Consider the following 19777-nt stretch of genomic DNA (forward strand, 5'->3'; position numbering starts at 1 on the left):
TCCAGACCCTCGTTTCGCGGCTTCCACCGGGGTCGCCTAGGACGACCGTCGCACTCGCGAATCCGCGTTGTGTAGACTTGGTGTATGGCACGCACGAACATCGACATCGACGAGCACCTCATCACAGACGTGATGAAGCGGTACCACCTGCCGTCCAAGCGCAGCGCCGTCGACTACGCCCTGCGCCAACTGGCTGTCGCACCAATGTCCCGCGACGAGGTGCTGACCATGCGCGGCAGCGGCTTTGACGCCACCAACGAAGACATAGAAGGCGACTGGCTGGTAGAGGGATGATCGTCGACACGTCTGTCTGGATTGAGTTCCTTCGGCCCGGCCCCAGCCCGGCTGGCGACCATCTGGAACGGATGATCCGAAACGGCGACCCGATCGCGGTTCCAGAGACCGTGCTGATGGAGTTGCTCAGCGGTACCACCGACGAGAACCAAGCCCGCGAACGCCAACGCATGCTCGAGGCCTTCGACATCGTCCCCACCGTCCCCGTCTCCGACAGCCTCCTCGCCGCCAGTCTGCAGCGCGCCTGTCGACGAGCCGGCGACACCGTGCGAAATCTCGGCGACTGCCAGATCGCCGCCGTCGCGCTCAGGCTCGACGTCCCCGTTCTGCACCGCGACCGCGACTTCGATGTCCTCGCCAGGCACACGGGCCTACGCACTGTCTCCCTGAACTGACATGCAACAGCCACCAGCAGGAGCGGCCGGTGCCCTGCTCAGTCCTGGCGGGAGGTGTTGGTCAGCTCGTCGGTGCTGGCGATCGCGTTGACCGCCGCAACCGTCATCGCGCTGCCGCCTCGGCGGCCGCGGACCACCAGGTAGTCGAGGCCGAACGGGTTGGCGACCAGCGCGTCCTTCGACTCCGCCGCGCCGACGAAGCCGACCGGGATGCCGATCACCGCAGCGGGCTTGACCCCCGTGTCCCCCACCAGTTCCAGCAGCCGGAACAGCGCTGTGGGTGCATTTCCGACCGCGACGACGGCGCCCTCCAGACGCGGCAGCCAGAGATCGACGGCGGCCATGGTCTTGGTGATTCCCTTCGCCGCCGCGACCTCGGCCAACGACGGGTCTTTGATGTGGCACACCACGTCGTTGTCCCGGGGCAGCCGCGAGCGGATGATGCCGGTGGCTACCATTGAGGAGTCGCAGAAGATCGGCGCCCCCGCCCGGAGCGCGGCGTTGGCCGCCGCGACGACGCCCGGGGTGAAGGCCACGTCGTCGGCGATGTCGGTTGCCCCCGCGGCATGCACCATGCGCACGACGGCGCGGCTCACGTCGGCGGGAAAGCGAGCCAGGTTGGTCTCCGCGCGGATGATCCGGAACGACTCCTCGTAGATCTCCTCGCCGGTCTTGAGATAGGCGACCATCACCCCTCCTGCGCGAGGGCCGAGCGGACGGAGGCGAGCAGCGCGTCGCGGACGCCGCGCGAACGCACGGGGTTCCTGGTGCCGAGCACGCCGACGGTGACGCCGTCGGCGTTCATGGTGGTCGCAGTCCAGGCCGTTCCGCCGGTAGCGTCGTCGGCGCGCACGCAGAACGTGCGGCTCGCCTCCGCCTCGGCGGCCACGCGGGCGTTCACCTCGGGGCTATCGGTCTGCGCCAGGACGTACCAGGCGCCGTCGAGGTCGCCCGCAGCGTACTCCCGGCGCTCCCAGGCGATGCGGCCGTCGGCGGCCAACTCCTCCAGTCCGGGCGTCGCCGTCGGGGAGATCAGCGTCACGTCGGCGCCGGCCTCACACAGCCGGGGAACGCGCCGTGTCGACACCGACCCACCCCCGACGACCACCACGCGCCGACCCTTCAACCGCAAACCGCTGAGATAGGCCGGGGATCCGACCCCGGGCGCGTCCACGAGCGCCTCGCGATACCGGCCGACGACGACCGCCGCGAGCTCGTCGCAGTCTCCGATCGGCTCGGCGAGCCGGACCTCGGCATCAGGGTGGGCAGCGGCCCAGTCCGCCGCCTGCTCGAAGGTCCAGGTGCGCAGCCGGCCGGGAAAGAGCCAGTGACCCATGACAAGAAGCTGCCGCCCGCCCGCCGCGTAGGCGCGGTCCAGCGCCTCGGGCAGCGACGGGCGCGTCACCTGGATGAAGCCGGGCACGACGTCGCCCCAGCCGTCCTCCTCCAGATACATGCGGGCAAGACGGACATGGTCGGCGTTGGCGTCAGCCACCAGCGCCCCGCGGCCGACCAATACCAGCGTGGTCTCCGCGCGGTCCCACTCCCCCAGGGCGACGGCGACGCGCTGGCGGACCGCGTCCATGAGTCGAGGATCCGGGCCGAGGTGGGCCGCGTAGTCGACCTGCGCTCCCGGGACGGCCGCCAGCGCCTCCGAGATGAACTCGGGGATGTCGACGCGGACGTGTCCGCCGGTGCCCAGCATCAGCGGCACGACGACCGCGCGCGGCTCCGGCTGGTCCCGCAGCACGTCGACCAGCGCATCGGGGATCGATGGCCCGCTCAGCTCGACGAAGCCCAGCGCGACGCGCCGGTCCGACAGCAGCTCCTGCACCCGGTCGGCGAGGGCGCGGCACACGGCCTCGCCCTCGGCGTCGCGGGTGCCGTGGGCGGCGATCACGAGCGGCGTGGTCATGCGGTGTGCTCCTCGGTGTCGGTTGGCATCCATTTGTAGTCGCGCGGGGTCACGATCATCGTGGTTCCCCCGCCGGTGGTGACGAACTTCGTCGTCGACGAGCCCACCACCACGAGCGAGTTCATGTCCACCCACTCGGGCCGGAACTCCGACAGCGTGCTCGTGATCACCTTCTGCCGCTTGCGGCAGGCCTGCTGCACCACGGCGACGGGCGTGTCGGGCGCGCGCTTCGCGCCGAGGATCTCCAGGGCGCGCGGCAGGTGCTTCAGCCGGGTGCGGCTGCGCGGGTTGTACAGCGCGACGACGAAGTCGCCGTCCGCAGCAGCGAAGAGGCGCTTCTCGATGTTCTCCCAGCTGGTGTGCAGGTCGGAGAGCGAGAGGGTCACGTGGTCGTGGCCGAGCGGCGCACCGAGGATTGCGGAGACGGCGAGGCTGGCGGTGACCCCGGGAACGATGTCGACGTCGATGCCGTCGGTGCCCTGCTCGAGGACGGGGCTGGCCATCGCGTAGATGGCGGGGTCGCCGCCGCAGACCAGGGCGACGTTCTCGCCGTCGCGTGCCGCGTCGATCGCGGCGGCCGTGCGCATCTCCTCGGTGCCCATCTTGGACGCCAGCACGCGGGTGCCGGGGCGGATCAGGTCGCGGATCTGCTTCACATAGGGCCCGTACCCGACGATGAAGGTGGCCTGGCGGAGTCGCTCGACGGCGCGGGGGGTGAGCAGGTCGCGGGAGCCGGGCCCCAGGCCGACCACGCTGAGCCTGCCCCGCACGGGGATCCGTCCGACGGCGCACGTCGCGTCGGAGTTGCGCTGCTTCGGCACGAGCAGCTCGGCACCCTGCGCGAGCACCGACGCCTCGGCGACCGACGGCGTGCCGACATGCCCCTGCACCAGCGCGCTGGGCGTGGGCACGTCCTGCTCGGCCAGCGTCTCCGGCGTGAAGTCGAGCAGCGGCACGCCCAGCTGCTTCACCAGCTGCAGCAGGCCGATCTCGCCCGCCTTGAGGTCGACGGTGGTGATGGCCGCCACGGACTCCAGGGCCAGGTCGTGGGCGGCCAGCGTCTCGGTGAGCAGCGCGCGCAGTGTCTCGACGGGGGTGCCGCGGTTGCAGCCCATGCCGACGACGAGGCTCTTGGGGTGCAGCACCACCGTCGGCAGCTCCGACGGCGACACGCTCACCCGGTCGGTGACGACGATCCTCGCCCTCGCGTCCCCCGCATCCACCGCCACGTTGGCGGGCAGCGGGGGCAGCGGCCAGGGGTGGGCCTTCTCGACCCGAACGGGGGCGCCGTCGATCAGCGCGCGAGTGACGCCCGCGACGTCGCCCGAGTAGGCCCAGCCGAGGGTGTCGAGCGCCGGGAGGTCGAGCGCGTCGGTGGCGGTGGTGAGGACGGGGGTGCTGCCTAGTCCCTCGGCGATCCGGCGGGCGAGGTCGTTGGCACCGCCCACGTGGCCGCCGACGAGCGGCACGGCGAACCGGCCCGCCTCGTCGATGACGACGACGCCGGGGTCGGTCTTCTTGTCGCGCAGCAGCGGCGCGACGAGCCGCGTCGTGGCGCCGAGCGCGAGGTGGCTGACGATCAGGTCGCACTCGGCCCAAGCCCTGGGCAGCAGCTCGGAGGCGGTCCCGTCGTAGCGGATCGAGGCCACGCCGAGCACGCCGTCGATCTGGTCGGCGTGCCGGCGCGCCGCGGGCGAGTTGGTGAGCTGGCCGACGACCGGCTCGTCATCCTCCGTCCGCGCGAAGGACGCGCCCGAGATCAGCGCGCGGGTGTCGGGCGTGCCGTCGAGGATCAGGACGACGTTGGGCTCGGCGACGTCGTCGAGGGCCGTGGCCTCGCGGGCGGTCAGCACGCGCACGCGCTCGTCCGCCTCGCCGAGCCGCTCGGCGAGGACGAATGTGCGGCCGAGGTGGCCGACGGCGGCGGCGAGCTCGCCGATGCCCGCGCCCTGCGAGGTGAGCACGGCCACCTTCGGGTGCCACTTCGCGGCGGCGACGGCCTCGTCGACGGGCTTGCCGTGCGCGGAGACCACCAGCGCGTCGTCCCAGGGCAGCGCGACGGCGGCGAAGGCGGCGGCGACCGAGCTGACCGCGGGGCGGACCCGGACCTGGTGCCCGGCCATGCGGATGCGTCGCACGATGCCGTGGAAGCCGGGGTCGCCGCTGGCGACCACCAACGCGTCCTGGTCGGGCCGCAGCGCGCCGAGGCGCTCCAGCGCCGGCGTCAGCGCGCCGAGCACCACCTGGCGCTCGGGGCCCACGCCCAGATCGGCGAGGTGGCGCCGCCCGCCGACGACGAGGGCGGCGGCCTCCGCGAGGGCGCGGGTGTCGTCGGAGAGCTCTCCGAGGTAGCCGTGAACGTGGATCATACGGTGTGCTCCTGGGTGTGGACCGCGCCGGCCCCGTGGGCGCGCAGGTCGCGTTGGGCGCCCGCCTCGGCGGCGCGGTATTCGTGTCGGAATCCGGGGTGATAGAGGTGGCTGCGGGTGCCGCTGTGGCCCTCGGCGAGCGCGGGGCCGACCATCACGATGGTGTGCTTCCACAGCTTGTGTTCGCGCATGGTGGCCGACAGCTCGTCGAGGCGGCAGCGCATCATCATCTCGTCGGGCCAGGTCACCCGGTAGCCGACGATGCACGGCGTCTCGGGCGGGTACCCGCCGGCCAGCAGCTCGTCCTGGAGCTGCTTGTTGCGCGCGGCGGAGAGGTACAGCGCCATCGTCGCGCCGTGGGCCGCGAAACCGCGGACGGTCTCGCGCGGGGGCATGGGCGTGCGCCCGCCCTCGAGCCTGGTGAGGATGAACGACTGGCAGACCTCGGGGATGGTGATCTCCGCGTTCATCCGCGCGGCGGTGGCGGAGTAGGCGGAGACGCCGGGGACGGTCTCGTAGTCGAGGCCCAGCTGGCGGCACTGCTCGTACTGCTCCCCCGTCGCGCCGTAGATCGACGGGTCTCCGGTGTGCACGCGGGCGACCAGCAGCCCCTCCTCGGCCGCGCGCCGGTAGTGCGCCTCCGTGTCCTCGAGCGCCTCGGCCGCGGAGTCGACGATCACCGCACCCGGCTTGGTGCCCGCCACGATCCCGGGGTGGACGAGCGACGACGCCCAGATGACGATGTCGGCCTCGGCGATCACGCGCGCCCCGCGCACGGTGATGAGGTCGTCGGCCCCGGGCCCGGCGCCGACGAAGACGACCTTCCCCTTCACAACCGCCCCCCGGTATCCCCGCGGCGCGCGGGCGCGAGCACGGTGCTGAAATACGGCGCGGCGGCGTCCTCGACGTCGCTCAACCGATGCAGCTCTTGGCGTTCGAGCCCGATGTTGACGCCGAGCACGGCGTCGCGGCCCTTGCCGCGGATGGTCGCCGCGACCTCGGGAAGTCGCCGTCCGCCCTTGTAGGCGACGACGGTGTCGACGGCGTCCAGCAGCTCGCCGAGCTTCTCCAAGCCGGCGGTCACGGGAACCAGTGCGAGCGTCTCGGTGCCCTCGACAAGCGGCGTGCGGCTCTCAGCGGCCAGCGCCTGCATCGCGGTGACACCCGGCACCACCTGGATCTCGACCTCCGGCAGCAGTTCGACGACGTGCGCGGCGAGGTAGGAGAAGGTGGAGTAGACGCTGGGGTCGCCCACCGTCGCGAACACGACGACCTCCGCGCCGTCGCGGAAGGCGCCGACGGCCGCATCGGCGGAGGCCTGCCATGATGCCTTGCGCTTCTCGCTGATACCGCGCTTGCAGGCCATGGAGAACGGGATCCGTACGATCCGCGCCTCCGGGCAGTTGGCCGTCACGATCTGCTCGGCCCGCCCGGGGCCGTCGCCGGACTCCTCCGTTGCGGGCACGAGGACAGCGTCCGCGGCCGACAGCAGCCGCACCGCCTTGACGGTGATGAGTTCGGGATCGCCGGGGCCTACGCCTACGCCGACGAGAAGGGGATGCGCCACTGGGCCTGCCTTTCTGGGTGTCCTCGCCCATGGAAACGACTCGCACGAGACGAGTTCCTGACTCCCCCGGGCGGGGTAACAGTGGCGGGACCGTGCCGGACTCTCACCGGCTTCCTCGCACCCTCGTGCGCGGCCCAGTCTGGCAGGCGACGCCTCAGCCTCGCGCCCCGGGGTCGCCTAACCGGGCTACTCGACGGCCTGCAGCGCTTGACGGCAGGAGCGCGCGACGGCGTCCACGTATCGCGGCCTGAGCTCATCCGTAGCAGCGACGCCAGTCAGTTCTGCGAACGCGTCCGCGAGCGCATCGGGGAGCCGCGTCGCTTGGCGCTTGATCGTGTCGATGCCCCAGTCCGCATCGATCGAGTTGGCCGCGAAGAACCGCTGCCACTGGGCCAACCCGACCATTCCGAAGGTGTGCTCGCCGCCTATTGCGATCGCTATGGTGCGCAAGGTCATGATTCCGCTGTCCGCGATGTCGTACGGAAGCGAGCTCGCGACATCGTAGAGCGGTGCCAGCGCCGCTTGTCCCCCTTCAAGAAGGACCGAGTAGTTGCGAGCGTGCCCATCCGGCGAACCCAACAAATAGGTGCCGATGAGAGCTTCGACGAACCGCAGCTTGCTGCGCTTCCCGGCGCGGTCGCCGAGAAGGTCGAGGATCTGCGTGGCGGTCGGTCCGCCGTCTCGCTCGTAAATGGTCTGGTTCCCGAGCGCCTGGCAGAGGTCCTCCGCGTGGCGTCGAACAACCGTAGGGCCTTGCCTACCGCGGTCGAACCGCTCCACGACGATCGCCGGCTCCCCGTCGAACTCCACATACCGCGAGGGCGCCACCGGAATGCCGAGGCCGCGCAATGCAATCAGCGAGACGTGCTCGTTGAGCGCCTGATGCTTCGCGTGATGCACGCCCGGCTTGACGATATGCGTCGACGGGGCGGCGCCGCGCGGGTCATACCACTGTCCGTCGATGCCTCGGGCAAGTGTGAACTTCGACTGCCCACCGCCCAGACTCCAGCGCTCGTCGGCAACCTGCCACGCGGCGTCATCGCGACGGAGCAGTGCAAGGCGGGCGCCGATCCACGCCTCGTCCACGGGAACGAGCAGGCCGTCGTGTCTCACCTCGTCGGTTCGATCCACCTCGCAGACCTGCACAGCACCCGGACAATCGAGACCGATGATCGACAGGACCGCCAGCGGGTTCGAAGCCTTCACCTCGCCGCGGGCCGCCACCCGTGCCCGAACCCTCGGATCACCCGGCAGGAGGCCCTCGACCCAGGACCGAGTGACTCGATGGCCGAAAGGCGCTCCACGAAGCGGCATGGACAACGACAGCGGCGTCGGATCCTGCTGCGCGAGATAGTCCTCGTCATAGGCAAAACTGAGTCCGGCGGATTGGGACAGCGTGCCCACCCGCGTTCCCGAGAGGAACACCGCCAGGTCCTTCATAGATAAAGCGATTCGACGAGGTCATCGAGGCTGTTGCGTTCCGGCATGGTCACCGGAACGATCTCGATCCGCAGGCCCAGGGCCGCCATCGTGTGGAGCACCTTGCCTAGCTGAGCGTTGCTGTGGCCGCGCTCGAGGTCGATGAGCCAACGTCGAGAGACCGCTGCCTTGTGGGCCGCCTCTTCCTGGGTGAGACCGGCGCGCTGCCGCGCCTCGCGCACGGCCGCTCCCAAATCGGCTGCCGTTCCTGCCGACGCCATGAGCACCTCCTGTCACCGATCCTTCACATTAACCTATGTGCAGGATCGGTAACAACCCCCTGCTGCTCCTCTGCGGTTGCGCCTCTGCGGTCAGGACAACGCGATCGAGGGCGGGATCGCCCCGGCGGGCAGCGGCACCCGGGTGTCGCCCGCGGCCCGCAGCGTGTACGCCTCGTCGAAGTAGTCGAGCAGGACGCGGATCGCGGCGCGCGGGCGGCCCGCGTGGAAGTGGCTGATGGCCCTGTCCGTCCTGCTGTTGCCGAGGCGTCGCCGGATCCGCTGCGTCGCCGCGATCAGCTCCTCCGGGGGCGCGGTGCCGTAGGTGCCGGCGATCCGCTCCACCCGCTCGTCGAAGGGGCAGGTCAGCTCAACTGTTTGAGCCGACGCGATGGCCCCCCTGACCCGAGGGGGAAGCCACAGCGACCCGATGTGCGGCCCCTCGTCCTCCAACCACACGGGTCGGGAGGGGTTGCAGGCATCGAGCGCTGCGGCGATCAGGGCGTGGAACTCGGGCTCCGTCGGCTGCTCCTCGGAGATGCCCACCCGACCGAAGCTGGATCCGCGATGCCGCGCGAGCCCCTCGAGGTCGACGACCTGTTCGCCCGCGGCGGCGAGCCGCGCGAGCGTCTCGGTCTTCCCCGCTCCGGGCAGACCGGTCAGGACGATGAAATGCATGACGATCTCGTACACAGGTGACTCGACAAAGGTTAAGTGCCCCCTGAACGGTGAGCCGAGACGGAACCCTGCATCCGCAGCGAAGAACGCACGACGTCCGCCCAGGAGGACTCCCATCAGTTCAGAAATTCTTCTTGTTCCCCGCGACAAAGACGAGTGTGCTCAGCACTTCCAATGGTGTCCTCATCGTCCGCCCGCACAACGCGCCTGTCAACCCCCTTTGCGGACGTTCTCCGGGCGCGGGCCATTGGTTCGACACGGGCGCTCGTTCCCCGCGGCCCGGCTCACGCAGCGGTGGTGGGGCTCAACCGGCGGTGGCCGGGGCAACCAGCGGTGGCGCGTCAGGTCACCCGGTCGAACGCGAGGCCGGAACGGGCCTCTCCCCTCCCTGTGGTGACCCGACGGGCGTGCCACACCACAGGGGTGCCGTCGTATCGGCGCGCGCGGCGCAGCAGCCCCTGCACCTGGACGCCCGCCCGGGGGACCTCCTCCTCGTGGACGTAGTAGGCGGCCAGCCGGTTGTCGTCGTCATCGATGCCCTCTCGCAGGATCGACGTGACGGGCCTGATCAGCGTGTCCTCCTCGCCGATCGTGCGGCGGAGCGTGCCGCGCTGCAGCTGGATCGCCCGCTGCTGGCCATCCAGGTGCACCGGGATGAAGGGGATCCAGTTCTCGGCGACCTCGGTCTGCAGCGTGTAGCGCAGCGGCCCGGCCGACGGCGACGGCGGCGCGTCGGCCGTCGGATCGATCTGCTGGCGCATCCGCCGCGATGCCTCCGCCGCGTCGCGCGAGGCGTCGAGCCCGTCGGGGACCCGCTGCTCGATCGCCCACACCATGTCGGCGGTCTCGTCACGCACGAAGGCGACCTGCTCAAGCGGCTCGCCGTCGACGATGTGCGGCAGCGTGCGCGGCAGGAACAGGTGCTGCGGCAGGGGCGCCTGCGCGGCGCCGGACGACCGGGGCGAGAGGCTGAAGGCGTCCCAACCCGTCCATTCCGCCCCCGCGGGTTGGACCGTGGGCTGCACGAGCGTGCGCCAGCCGAACGTGTCCGTCACGACGACGCCCTGAAGCTCCGCGACGCTGCCCACCGGTTGGCGGCAGATGACCGTGAACCAGTCGTTGCTGTAGAGCAGGGCGAACTCGCTGACGACGATGCGCGCCACATCCGTCGCGTCCGCGCTCAGCTTTCCGAGGTCGACGGCGGCGTCCTCGAACTGCCACCAGCGCGGCTTCGGCATGCCGGGATACTCCGCGGGGACGGGGATCACGGACCGGACGTCGACGACGGTCCCCGCAGGCTCGCCGTCAGCCAGGAACCGGGTGGCGCCCTGGTCGAACGAGTACCAGTCCAGGTGGCCGCCCTCGTGCTCGGCGGCCTCCAGCGCGGTCTCCGCACCCTGGCGGGTGATGGCGCCGCCGACGGCGTACTCCAGCTGGTCGCCCTCCCAGCGGCTGCCGATCCCCTCCCGGCCCGGCAGCTCGTAGGTGCGCTCGAACCAGGCGCGGTACGCGCGCAGGGTGTCGCGAACGACGGGCACCCAGGCCGGGGGAAGCGCGGCCCGGAACGCGGCCGGGAGCGTCGCCGTCGTGACATTCGGCGGGGTCAGTTGGTAGACCCGGACGCCGTCGACGCTGCGGCCCCGCAGCGCGTGGCGCGCCCGCACCGCCCGAGGCGTCGTCCGGTCGCGGGCCGCCCGGATCGGGTCGACCGGCTCGGGATCCTCAGGCCCGTAGAACCGGTAGAAGATCTCCCGGAGCGCCTCGGGGTCGTAGGCGGGATCGGCGCCGGAGGCGATCAACGCCGCGTCCATCCTGCTCAGAAGGGTCCGGCCGAGCCGGGCGCGGACGACGAGCGGGAACGCGATCGGCAACCGCTCGGTGACGGCGTCAACGCCGTCGTCCGGCCCCGCTCCGGGGACCGTCATGGGATGGATCTCACGCGCCAACGTCGCGAAGATGGCCGAGCCGGCGTCCGTCCCTGCGAACTCTCCGAACTGCCATTGCCTGCCGAGCAGGAACATGGGGTCGGCGATCGGGGCGGAGAGGGTGCCCGCGAAGTCCACCTGGCGGGCCCGGGGCTCGAGACGAGACCAGATCCGCAGCGGTTCGCAGGTCGATGAGATGAAGGCCATCGGAGCTCCTACGGGTTGTTCTGATGGAAGTCGAGGATGACGCGGTCGCCTGCGACGTCCTCGTGGGCGGCGTTCGGCACCACCTCGCCGACGAGCAGCGGAAGCAACTGCCCGTATCGGCTCGCCCCGATGTGCTCCACCTCCACCGTCCGGTTGCGGGCCAGCTCGAGCGTGTCGTGCAGGGTGGCCGCGAAGTCGGCGAGCGTCCAGGCCTGGTCGCGCACGGGCGCGACGGCGAGCAGGATCGCCTGCGGGGCGGTCGCGTCGGGTTGGTCGTAGTGCAGCGCGACGCCGGTGACCTCTTCGCGGTAAGGCACCGTCTCGCTCCACTCGTCGACGAGCAGCGCCGGCCCGGACGAGCCGACGGCGGGCAGGTTGCCCGATCCATAGATCACGACGCTGACCTTGCCGGTGAGCGCGGACGGGTCGGGAAGCGCCCCGCCCACCCACGGGTCGTCGTCGACGTGCGGCAGCTGCGCCACCGCCCCGGTCGCCGCGCCGCGGCCCAGCGCCTCGGCGAACACCTGCACGTCCGCGAGGTCCGCGGCGCCCCGCCGCACGGCCGCGGCGCCCTCGAGCCAGCCGTCCACCTCGTCGGGGCCGACGAGGCGCGCGTCCAGCGCGGTCTGCAGGTCCGCCCGCACGGGGTCGAGCCCCACCCGCGGCACCAGCGTCAGCCCGTCGCCGAGCAGGTCCTTCGCCGCCTGGGTCCACGCGCTGGCGGGCCTCGGATCGGACGCGGCGGCGAGCGTCGCCGACGCCGCGCGGCAGCGCGCCGCGAGGTCGAGGAAGGCCACCTCCGCCGACTGCAGCAGCTCCGTGCTCACCTGCACCCTCGACAGGTAGCGCCGCGGCAGGCCCACCCGGATGCCGTACGCCTGGGCCGCCCGTGCGGCGTCGAGCCAGGCGTCGCGCCCCGCCCACACCCCGTCGAGCCACGCCCCGCCGTCCGGCCGTGCCGCGCGCTGCGCGCCCAGCCAGACCGCCGGGTCCTCGTCGTCGAGGAACACAGGGTCCAGCGTCGGATCGTCGGCGAGCAGCCGGGCCAGGCGGAGCACGTCGGCGATCGCGCCGTCGAGCAGGCGCCGCACGCGCACCGAGAGATCCGCGACGTCGATGCCGTCGCCCGCCGTCGCCGTGAACTCCGGCGCCGCGTAGTCCGCCGCGGTGGCGGGCTTCGAGGTGCCGAGCAGGTCGACGGCTGCCTCCAGCAGCGGCGCGACGTCCGTGATGCTCCGGATGGCGGGACCCCAGGCGGCGGCCCGCGCGGGCTCGATCCGCCACGCGTCGGTGACCGTGGTCTGCGGCCCGTCCGAGACCACCACTCCGGGCTGGTCGGGCGGAAGTTCGGCGGGCCGCAGCCGGTCGAGCACCCGGGCGGTGAGCGACCCCACCGCGGCGTCGAACCCATCGGCCAGCAGCGCGACCAGGTCGAGCGGCTGCAGGCCGAGCTCCGCCACCGATACCTCGGGCAGCGCGGCCCCCGGCGTGAGGGAGTCGGAGGCCAGCCGGACGCGGATCTGGGCCGGGTCGCCGAGCAGGCCGCCCAGCCAGTGATTGACCGACGGCTCGAGCGCGGCCCGCGCGGTCAGCGGCACCGCGTCCCACCCCGGAGGCCCCGCGACGGGGGCGGCCGCGACGGCCGGCAGCTGCAGGATCAGCTTGTGGCTCACCGGCAGGCCGGTGCGCGGCGTCTCGGTCACCTCGGGATGCGGGATCGCCGTGCCCTCCGCCAGCGCGCTCAGCACGGCGGCGGCGCGGGCGTGGTTGCCGCGCGCGAGTTGATAGACGGTCTCGCTGGTGGTGAGGTCGCCCAGCGCATCAAGGGCGTCGGCGATCGCGTCGATTCCCCGCAGCACGCCGGTCAGCTTGTCCGGCTCGGTCGGCAGGGGCAGGGCTCCCGGCTTGGTCCCCCACGGATAGCCCGCCGGGCGCGAGGCGAGCGTCTGGAACAGCGTGCCGGTGGCGCCCGCGGCGTGCTCCTCGACCCAGCCGAGGACCGCGCGCACCAGCGCGAGACCGTCGACGACGAAGCGCGTCGGCTCGGTCACCGCGGCGGTGTCGGGGTTGACGGCGGCCACCGTCGGGTAGGCGCGGCGGAGCGGGAAGATCGCCGCGTCCAGCTCCACGATGTGCGGGGTGTCGGGGCGGGCGTAGTACTCGTGCAGGAACCGCTCCAGCCGATAGCCCAGCAGCGCCCCGAGGTCGTTGCCCGCGCGCACGCCGTCGATCAGCGAGAGCGCCACCCGCACCCTGCCCGACGACAGGTTGACCGACATCTCGTTGCCGAACGACCCCTCCGCGGTCTGTGACCGGTAGGCCGCGCGCAGGATGGAGGCGGTCACCGCGTGCGACGGCGACGGCGTCTGGATGAACCCCTCCCCCGACAGGTCGCGCATCAGCGGCCGGCCCGGCAGGTCGGCCAGCGCGGCGGGGACGCCGGTGGCTGCGGGGACGGTCGGCGCGGGCCTCAGGTTCTCGAGCCAGCCGTACGCTCCCACCTGCGCGCCGCGCGGGCGCACCTCCCGCAGCCTGCGCAGGCGACGGTGCGCGAGCCCGCCGACCCAGGCGTCGAGCCGGTAGCTGCTGAGATCGAGGTGCTCGCGGGTGAGCGCCGCCACCCGGGCCGGGGGCAGGGCGGCGAAGGCCTGGACGGCCGCGCGGTGCTCCGCGATCACCGGCGGCGCCTGCTGCGCGACGACGCCCGTCATCAGACGGTTCTGGAGATCGGGCGGGATGCCGACGCCCGAGCCCGAGACCCGGACCAGCTGGTCGGTCGTCTCGAAGAGCAGCCCCCAGGACGAGGTCTGCGACAGGGTGCCGTTCGACCAGGTCTGGTAGATCGACGACGTGCCGAGCAGGGCGACCTCGGCGTCGGTCAGCAGGCCTCGGGTGACCAGGATCTCGGCGGCCGCGCGCCGCGCCTCGGCGAGCAGCGCGTGCCGGACCAGCAGCTCCGCGAGCCCGACGTTCGACAGGTCCTGCTCGGTGCGGGCGCGCAACTGGTCCAGCGACAGGTCCAAGAGGTTGAGAATCCATCGGCCGGTGCCGGTGCCCTGCGCGGTCGCCACCTGACCCAGCAACGGCCGCAGGCCTGTCAGGAGCCGGAGGCCGTAGGCGCGCGACGTCCTGATCCGCTCGTACACCGGCTGCCACTCCGTCGGCACGCCGCCGGTGGTCGGGTGCCGCGGCGGGACGGCGGCCGGGACGTCGAACGCGAGCCGCAGCACGCCCGCCAGGTGCTGCATCAGGGCGAACGGCCCGAAGTTCGCTGCCGGGTTCGTCGACCCGTCCTTCGGCGGAACCCCGAACCCGAGGCCGAGGTCGGGTTGACCCCGCGCCTCGCCGCGGTCGGCCACGTTGACGGAGAAGCGGTAGCCGGCCCCCACGGATGACGCCTCCAGCCCCAGCATCCCCAGGAAGTGCTGCTGCGCGTCGAAGCCCGGCTCTCCGACCTCGGGGCTCTGGACGTGCTTCACCCCGGGTCGCCCGTCCGCGCCCCGACGCAGGTCCGACCAGTCGCGGTGCAGGTGCCGGAACAGCGCGAGCAGCGTGTCCTCGAACCTCTGCTGCTTGGCGCGCTCCTCCGCCGCGGCGGAGCCGAGGCCGGAGTCCCGCAGGTCGGACTTCACGCGGCTGAGCGCGAGCGCGGGCAGCAGCGCGTACGGCTGGTCGTCCACCCGGACGGCGGGCAGCAGGCTGCGTCCTGAGACGTCGCCCAGCGCGTAGCTGCGCAGCCGGTCGCGGGCGTCCCTGCTGACGAGCCCGGGCACGAGCTCCTCCAGCGCATGGCCGACGGTGCCCGGGTAGAGCACGCGGTTGGCGAGCTGCGCGTCCTTGGCATCGGTCGCGGAGGCGCCCGCGACGTGCGCGACGACGTCGGGCGCGATGCCGAGCGCCGCGGCGAGCCTTCCGCCGTCGGAGTCCTGGGCCGCGACGAGCGAGGGTCCGCGCTCGATGGCGTACGCCGCGTCCGGGTCATCGGCGGTCGAGAACCCTGCCTGGTCGTCCTCGGTGTTGTTGGTCGGCGTGCCGACAGACAGCAGCGAGAGGCCCTCCCCGGTGTAGTGGTGGGCCTCCAGCATGGCCGTCAGCCGCCCCTCGCCGTCGGCCGCGTCGCCGTCGGAGAGGCCGAGCACCAGGAGCTCGTCGAAGCCGCGCGCGGCCTCCTCCGGGGTGAGGGTCAGCCTCAGCGCCATGCCCTTGGCCTCGGCCTCGTCGAAGTCGGTCATCCAGCGGATGGTGTCCGGCACGACGAGGAGGCCGTCCTCCAGGCTGAAGGTGTCGGTGCCCGGGTCGAGGCCGAGCGCGAGCTCCGGCGGGATGGGCCGTCCCGCGCCGACCTTGACCGCCATGCCGTCGTTGACGGTGAAGACGGCGAAGCGGTGCGGCAGCACCGACGACGACGCCGCCCTGGTCCAGGTGCCCGTCCGGTGGCCGACGCCGGGGATCTCCGGCTCCGGGGCCGGTTCCACCGGAATCCGCCGCACCGCACGACCCAGCAGGCCGAGCCGGCGCGCCCACTCCGCGGGAACGTCCACGAAGGTCTTGGCGAGCCCCTCCACCGCCGCGAGCACGGTCTGCAACCGCGCCTGGATGGGCGCGAGCGCCGCCTCCGCGAGAGCGACGGTGGTCTCGACGGAGGACTCCATCACCTGCAGCGCCTTCTCGACGGCGGAGATCTGCCGCGCGCCCAGCGACTTCGCGGGCGGCGCGTCACGCGGACGCAGGTCGATCGGGCGTCGCTCGAGGAGCCGCTCCCGGATCACGGGTGCCTCCGCGTCCAGCCCGGACAGCCGCTTCTCCATCACCGTGAGGGCCGCGTTGATCGCGGCGGCCGCCTCGGCGCCCGGGGTCGGGGCCGTCTCCTCGGGCTCCGCCGGCTCGGTGACCCGGGCGATCCACGCGGCCCGCCTGGTGCTCCGCCCGATGCACAGCGCCCGCCAGGCGCCGAGGCGCAGCTGCTCGTCGGCGCCCGCCGCCGTCGTGGCCGTCCAGAACACGGCACCGTCGGAGAGCTCGAGGTCGGTGAGCCCATCCTCGTGGCTGTCGACGGCGAGGGGCTCCGGATAGATCCGCACCAGCAACTGGTGGACGGTGCGGGTGGGGCCTGCGGTGGCGGGGACGCCGCGGCCCGGGAGCGTCCTGACCGTCGGCGCCACGCGCTGCTCGATCGTGCGGAACATCGGCTCGACGTCTGCCCGCTGGGCCTCCAGCCGCCTCACCTGCTGATCGCGCTGATACTCCGAGCGGAGCTGGGAGAGCGCGGCAACCCCGGCCTCGAGCGCCGCCCGCGCGGCCGGAAGCGCCGACGCGAGGCGCTTGCTCTGCGCCGGAGAGCCGGTCAGGAGCGGCCGTTCCAGGTGCGGCCGCATCGCCTCGATCGCGGCCGAGACCTGGTCCAGATCCGCCGACGCCGCCTGGACGAGCGGCGCCTCGACCTTGGTCTTGAACTCCTTCTTCTCCTTGACCGTGCCCACGAGCGTCGTCCCGTAGCGGCGGGCCTGCAGCCTCTTCAGGGTGGCGTTCAGCACATCGATGTGCTGCAGCAGCTCGCCGAGGTGGTCCGTGTCGTCGGGCACCTCGACGGTGGCGAACCGCGTCTCCACCCGCAGCGGGAGGAGGACGGCCGGCACCTGGGTGTCGAATCCCGCGGCCAGGGCCGCGAGCGTGTCGACCGCCCCGCTCGTGGCGGGGTCCGCGGTCAACGTCGACCAATCGACGGTGTTCGTGCTCATGACGCCTCCCTCCTCAGCCGGCCGGCAGCATGTCGGTGGCGTGCCTGGCGAGCCACACCGGGTTCTTGCACAGGACGGAGGCGACGTGCGCGGCGGTGGCGCCAGGGACACCGGGCGTCGTCGGCGCCGCGAAGCGCGGCTTGCCGGGGCGCTCCATGAAGCAGAAGAAGAACCCCGCGTCGGTCGCGGTGCCCGCGGCCTCCGCCGGCGTCATCTCGAAGCCGTAGAGCGAGACGTCCGGGTCGAGCCCGCCGCGGATCACCGGGTACCGGACCTCGCCATTCACGTCCAGGGTGCGACCGCCGTTGACCCACTTCGCGCGCTGGGCGAAGACGACGGTGTCCGGGAACTTCATCAGCAGCTCCGCGCGCACGACGAGCACCAGCAGCCCCGACAGCTGCGGCGAGTTGGTCCCCAGATCCTTCCTCCACCCGGGCAGCACCGGGATGTCGGGCGGCCGGACGGCGCCCGCGTCGCCCGCGTCGAAGAACCTCCGGAAGTAGGTGCCGCGCTGATCCGTGGGGTACTCGTTCCAGAGCAGCTCCCTCGCGAACTCGGTGTTCACGCCGGCCAGCATCGACTCGATGAAGCGCACGTTGGGCACCATGAGCGAGATCGACTCGGGCGGGAGGCCCCCGATGTTCGGGATGATGTAGTCCTGCCCCAGCAGGCGTAAGGGCTCGAAGAGCGCGTCGTCGAAGGTGGGATAGGCCATCACCGGCGTAAGCCTGTGGTCCTCGGCGAGACCGGCCGCGAGTTCCTCCTCGCCGCCGACGACCGACGCCACCTTCGCCAGGATCGTCACCTGCGGTGCCAACTGCATCGACACCTGGGCGGCGAGCGCGGTGAGCGGCGAGAGCGCGGCGGCGGGACCCGGGATGGGCCGCGCATCGGCCAGGTCCGTGAGTCCGCCGAAGGCGGAGAGGAAGTCCTGGGCGTTCTGGAGGCCCGCCGCGGGCGCGATGGTCGTTGGCGCGAGGCCGGAGGCGGGCGCGATCACGGTGCCGAGGTAGCTCTTGCCGTCGATGTTGGTGCCGTAGTGATCGGCGAACGCGGCCGCCGTGATCCGCACCGTCGTGGGGTTGTTCCCGACGCCGAGGGCGACCGCCGTCACCGCGTCGATCAGTGCGACGGCGTCGGTGCGGAGATCCGCGAACGCCGTGTCGACCGCCGGGAAGGCGGCGTCCAGCCTGTTTCGGGCGGCGGCGCGCAGCTGGGCGACGGTCAGGCCGGCGAGCGTGCCCGCGAGCCGCCGCGCCTCGACCTCCTCCCCGACAAGCACGGGGAACACGTCCCGGCCGCGGGGCACCTGTTGGGCGACGGCGTCGATGGCCTGCATGACGAGCGTCGGCGCCACGCCGAGCACGGGATCGGGGGCGGGCGGGGCCGCCGAGACGGCCGCGGCCGCTCCGGGGTCCTCGTTGAGCCGCGAGAGGAGCCCGGTCTCGATGCCGAATCCGGGCGTGGTGGTGAGCGTGGCGATGAGCGGCCGGGCCGGGCGGGTGATGCGGCGGAAGGCGGGCGCCTGGGCGGCGGCGGGCACGCGGCTGGCGTCGACCTCGCCGCGGATCGTCGTCGCGCCCGTGTCCGCGGCGCGCAACGCCGACTGGATGCCGGCGCTCAGGCCCAGCACCCGGTCGGGGCCGGCGTGCGCGATGTGCTTGGCGTAGACGCGGTCGCTCGCGGTCATGGCGAGGTCGGCCTCGCGCAGCCGCTGGTTGACCGCCTCGATCTCCTCGACCTGCGCCCAGGCGCGCTCCATGTACTCCTCGTCGCGCCGGCGGACGATCTCGGCGCCCAGCCCTGCGGCGGCCCGGTTCCGCGGGTCGAGGTTGAGCTCCGCCACCCAGCGGGTCTCGGCGGAGGTGGCGTCGGCGACCCGCGCCAGCCCCGCGTGCTTCCTCGCGTAGGCGGGAGGGGTGACGATGGGGTCCTCGCCGGCGTCGGCTCCGCTGCCGCGGACGTCGACGGCCAGGTCGACCAGGTCGCGAAGCTGGTCGCTGACCGGCGCGCCCGGCGACCCCGGGTAGGGCGTCCGCCCCGCGAAGTCCACAGGAGCGAGCGCGCCCTCGAAGCCGACGGTGGTGTCCGGCGCCACCTCGACGCCCGCGCCCGGGTTCGAGATGTCGAGGTCGCGGGTGCCGAAGCCGTCCGCCTCGGCACGGAAGGCCTTCGGGCGCCGCGCGAGGGACTCGAAGTCGGCGACCTCCCCTGCGCGGAAGGTCCAGTCGTAGAGCACGGGGAAGACCCGCGGCTGCCCCTGGCCCCACGCCGGCTTCTGCGCCGCGACGGTTCCAGGCTTCGCCGGCATCCGGAGCCCCGCCAGCCTGCCGGTCTCCATCGCGGGCACCACGAAGGCCCGGTAGCCGGTGTTCGGCTCCAGCCGCCGCGGGCTGAGCAGCCGCGACAGCGCGAGGTCGGGGGCCGCGTTCACCCGGTCGTCGAGCCTGGCGCCGGGGTCTCCGCCCCTCAGGTCGCCGTGCGCCTGCACGTGTGCCCACGCCCAGGTCTCGGTGGGACTCGGCAGCGGCGCGGCGTCGGTCACGGTGAGGATGGCCACCTCGCCCGGCACGGGCGTCACCGTGTACTCGCCCTGGGCCAGCACGAGCAGCGCGATCCACGGCCGCAGCCGGTGGTCCGCCGTCGCCTTGGCGGGCGTGTACCGCCAGGGGAAGTCCTCGTCGTAGAACTCGACGTAGGCGAGCTCGCCGGGGGTCGCGGTGAGGCCGCCGGCCACCGGCATGACGCGCAGCACCGAGTCGGGACGGAAGCCCTTGACGTCGCCCGGCCCCACGAGCGCGACGGACTGGCTCACGGCGACGGGGGCGATCGTCGGGGCGCCCGGGACGGGCACGGACTCGACCGTCAGCGACGCGGTCAGCGTTGCGCGGTCCTTCGGGCCGACGTCCGGGGTCGCGCCCAGATGGTCCACCTGGTCGACCTGCGTGGCGACGCCCCGCCGCGACCACGGCAGGAAGCTGTACTCGGGCAA

The 19777-nt window shown here is 72.6% G+C and carries 13 protein-coding genes and 1 riboswitch; of the genes, 2 read left to right on the forward strand and 11 right to left on the reverse strand.

What is annotated here, in order from left to right:
• The first annotated feature begins 84 nt into the window (after positions 1 to 84).
• On the forward strand, positions 85 to 294 hold the full coding sequence (locus tag IPJ61_RS06235) for a type II toxin-antitoxin system VapB family antitoxin (RefSeq protein ID WP_297104205.1): 210 nt from the start codon (positions 85 to 87) through the stop codon (positions 292 to 294).
• The gene (gene vapC, locus IPJ61_RS06240; RefSeq protein ID WP_297104208.1) at positions 291 to 689 is read left to right on the forward strand and encodes a type II toxin-antitoxin system VapC family toxin; all 399 of its coding nucleotides are present in this window, start codon (positions 291 to 293) and stop codon (positions 687 to 689) included. Before IPJ61_RS06235 ends, vapC begins: the two co-directional genes overlap by 4 nt.
• Before the next feature lie 38 nt (positions 690 to 727).
• Here vapC and IPJ61_RS06245 read toward each other — a convergent pair whose 3' ends face one another.
• The 11 genes from IPJ61_RS06245 to IPJ61_RS06295 all read right to left on the reverse strand — a co-directional run bounded on the left by IPJ61_RS06245 (position 728) and on the right by IPJ61_RS06295 (position 19777).
• On the reverse strand, positions 728 to 1378 hold the full coding sequence (locus IPJ61_RS06245) for a precorrin-8X methylmutase (RefSeq protein ID WP_297104211.1): 651 nt from the start codon (positions 1376 to 1378) through the stop codon (positions 728 to 730).
• The gene (locus IPJ61_RS06250; RefSeq protein ID WP_297104215.1) at positions 1378 to 2604 is read right to left on the reverse strand and encodes a CbiX/SirB N-terminal domain-containing protein; all 1227 of its coding nucleotides are present in this window, start codon (positions 2602 to 2604) and stop codon (positions 1378 to 1380) included. Before IPJ61_RS06250 ends, IPJ61_RS06245 begins: the two co-directional genes overlap by 1 nt.
• Positions 2601 to 4973, reverse strand: a complete 2373-nt coding sequence (cobJ, locus tag IPJ61_RS06255) for a precorrin-3B C(17)-methyltransferase (RefSeq protein ID WP_297104218.1) — start codon at positions 4971 to 4973, stop codon at positions 2601 to 2603. Before cobJ ends, IPJ61_RS06250 begins: the two co-directional genes overlap by 4 nt.
• On the reverse strand, positions 4970 to 5806 hold the full coding sequence (cobM, locus tag IPJ61_RS06260; protein WP_297104221.1) for a precorrin-4 C(11)-methyltransferase: 837 nt from the start codon (positions 5804 to 5806) through the stop codon (positions 4970 to 4972). Before cobM ends, cobJ begins: the two co-directional genes overlap by 4 nt.
• Positions 5803 to 6540: a precorrin-2 C(20)-methyltransferase gene (gene cobI / locus IPJ61_RS06265; RefSeq protein ID WP_297104224.1), complete on the reverse strand. Its 738-nt coding sequence runs from the start codon at positions 6538 to 6540 to the stop codon at positions 5803 to 5805. Before cobI ends, cobM begins: the two co-directional genes overlap by 4 nt.
• 31 nt (positions 6541 to 6571) lie before the next feature.
• Positions 6572 to 6681, reverse strand: a riboswitch (cobalamin riboswitch).
• A gap of 45 nt (positions 6682 to 6726) precedes the next feature.
• Complete coding sequence (locus IPJ61_RS06270; RefSeq protein WP_297104227.1) at positions 6727 to 7980, reverse strand: HipA domain-containing protein; 1254 nt, start codon at positions 7978 to 7980, stop codon at positions 6727 to 6729.
• On the reverse strand, positions 7977 to 8240 hold the full coding sequence (locus IPJ61_RS06275; RefSeq protein ID WP_297104230.1) for a helix-turn-helix domain-containing protein: 264 nt from the start codon (positions 8238 to 8240) through the stop codon (positions 7977 to 7979). Before IPJ61_RS06275 ends, IPJ61_RS06270 begins: the two co-directional genes overlap by 4 nt.
• A gap of 90 nt (positions 8241 to 8330) precedes the next feature.
• Entirely contained in the window at positions 8331 to 8915 is a 585-nt protein-coding gene (locus IPJ61_RS06280) for an AAA family ATPase (RefSeq protein WP_297104232.1), read from the reverse strand.
• Positions 8916 to 9256: 341 nt separating this feature from the next.
• Positions 9257 to 11047: a hypothetical protein gene (locus IPJ61_RS06285; RefSeq protein ID WP_297104235.1), complete on the reverse strand. Its 1791-nt coding sequence runs from the start codon at positions 11045 to 11047 to the stop codon at positions 9257 to 9259.
• Between the two features lie 8 nt (positions 11048 to 11055).
• Positions 11056 to 16785, reverse strand: a complete 5730-nt coding sequence (locus IPJ61_RS06290) for a hypothetical protein (protein ID WP_297104237.1) — start codon at positions 16783 to 16785, stop codon at positions 11056 to 11058.
• 13 nt (positions 16786 to 16798) lie between these two features.
• On the reverse strand, positions 16799 to 19777 hold the full coding sequence (locus IPJ61_RS06295; protein WP_297104238.1) for a hypothetical protein: 2979 nt from the start codon (positions 19775 to 19777) through the stop codon (positions 16799 to 16801).

Source organism: Tessaracoccus sp. (assembly GCF_016714275.1).
Taxonomy (GTDB): domain Bacteria; phylum Actinomycetota; class Actinomycetes; order Propionibacteriales; family Propionibacteriaceae; genus Arachnia.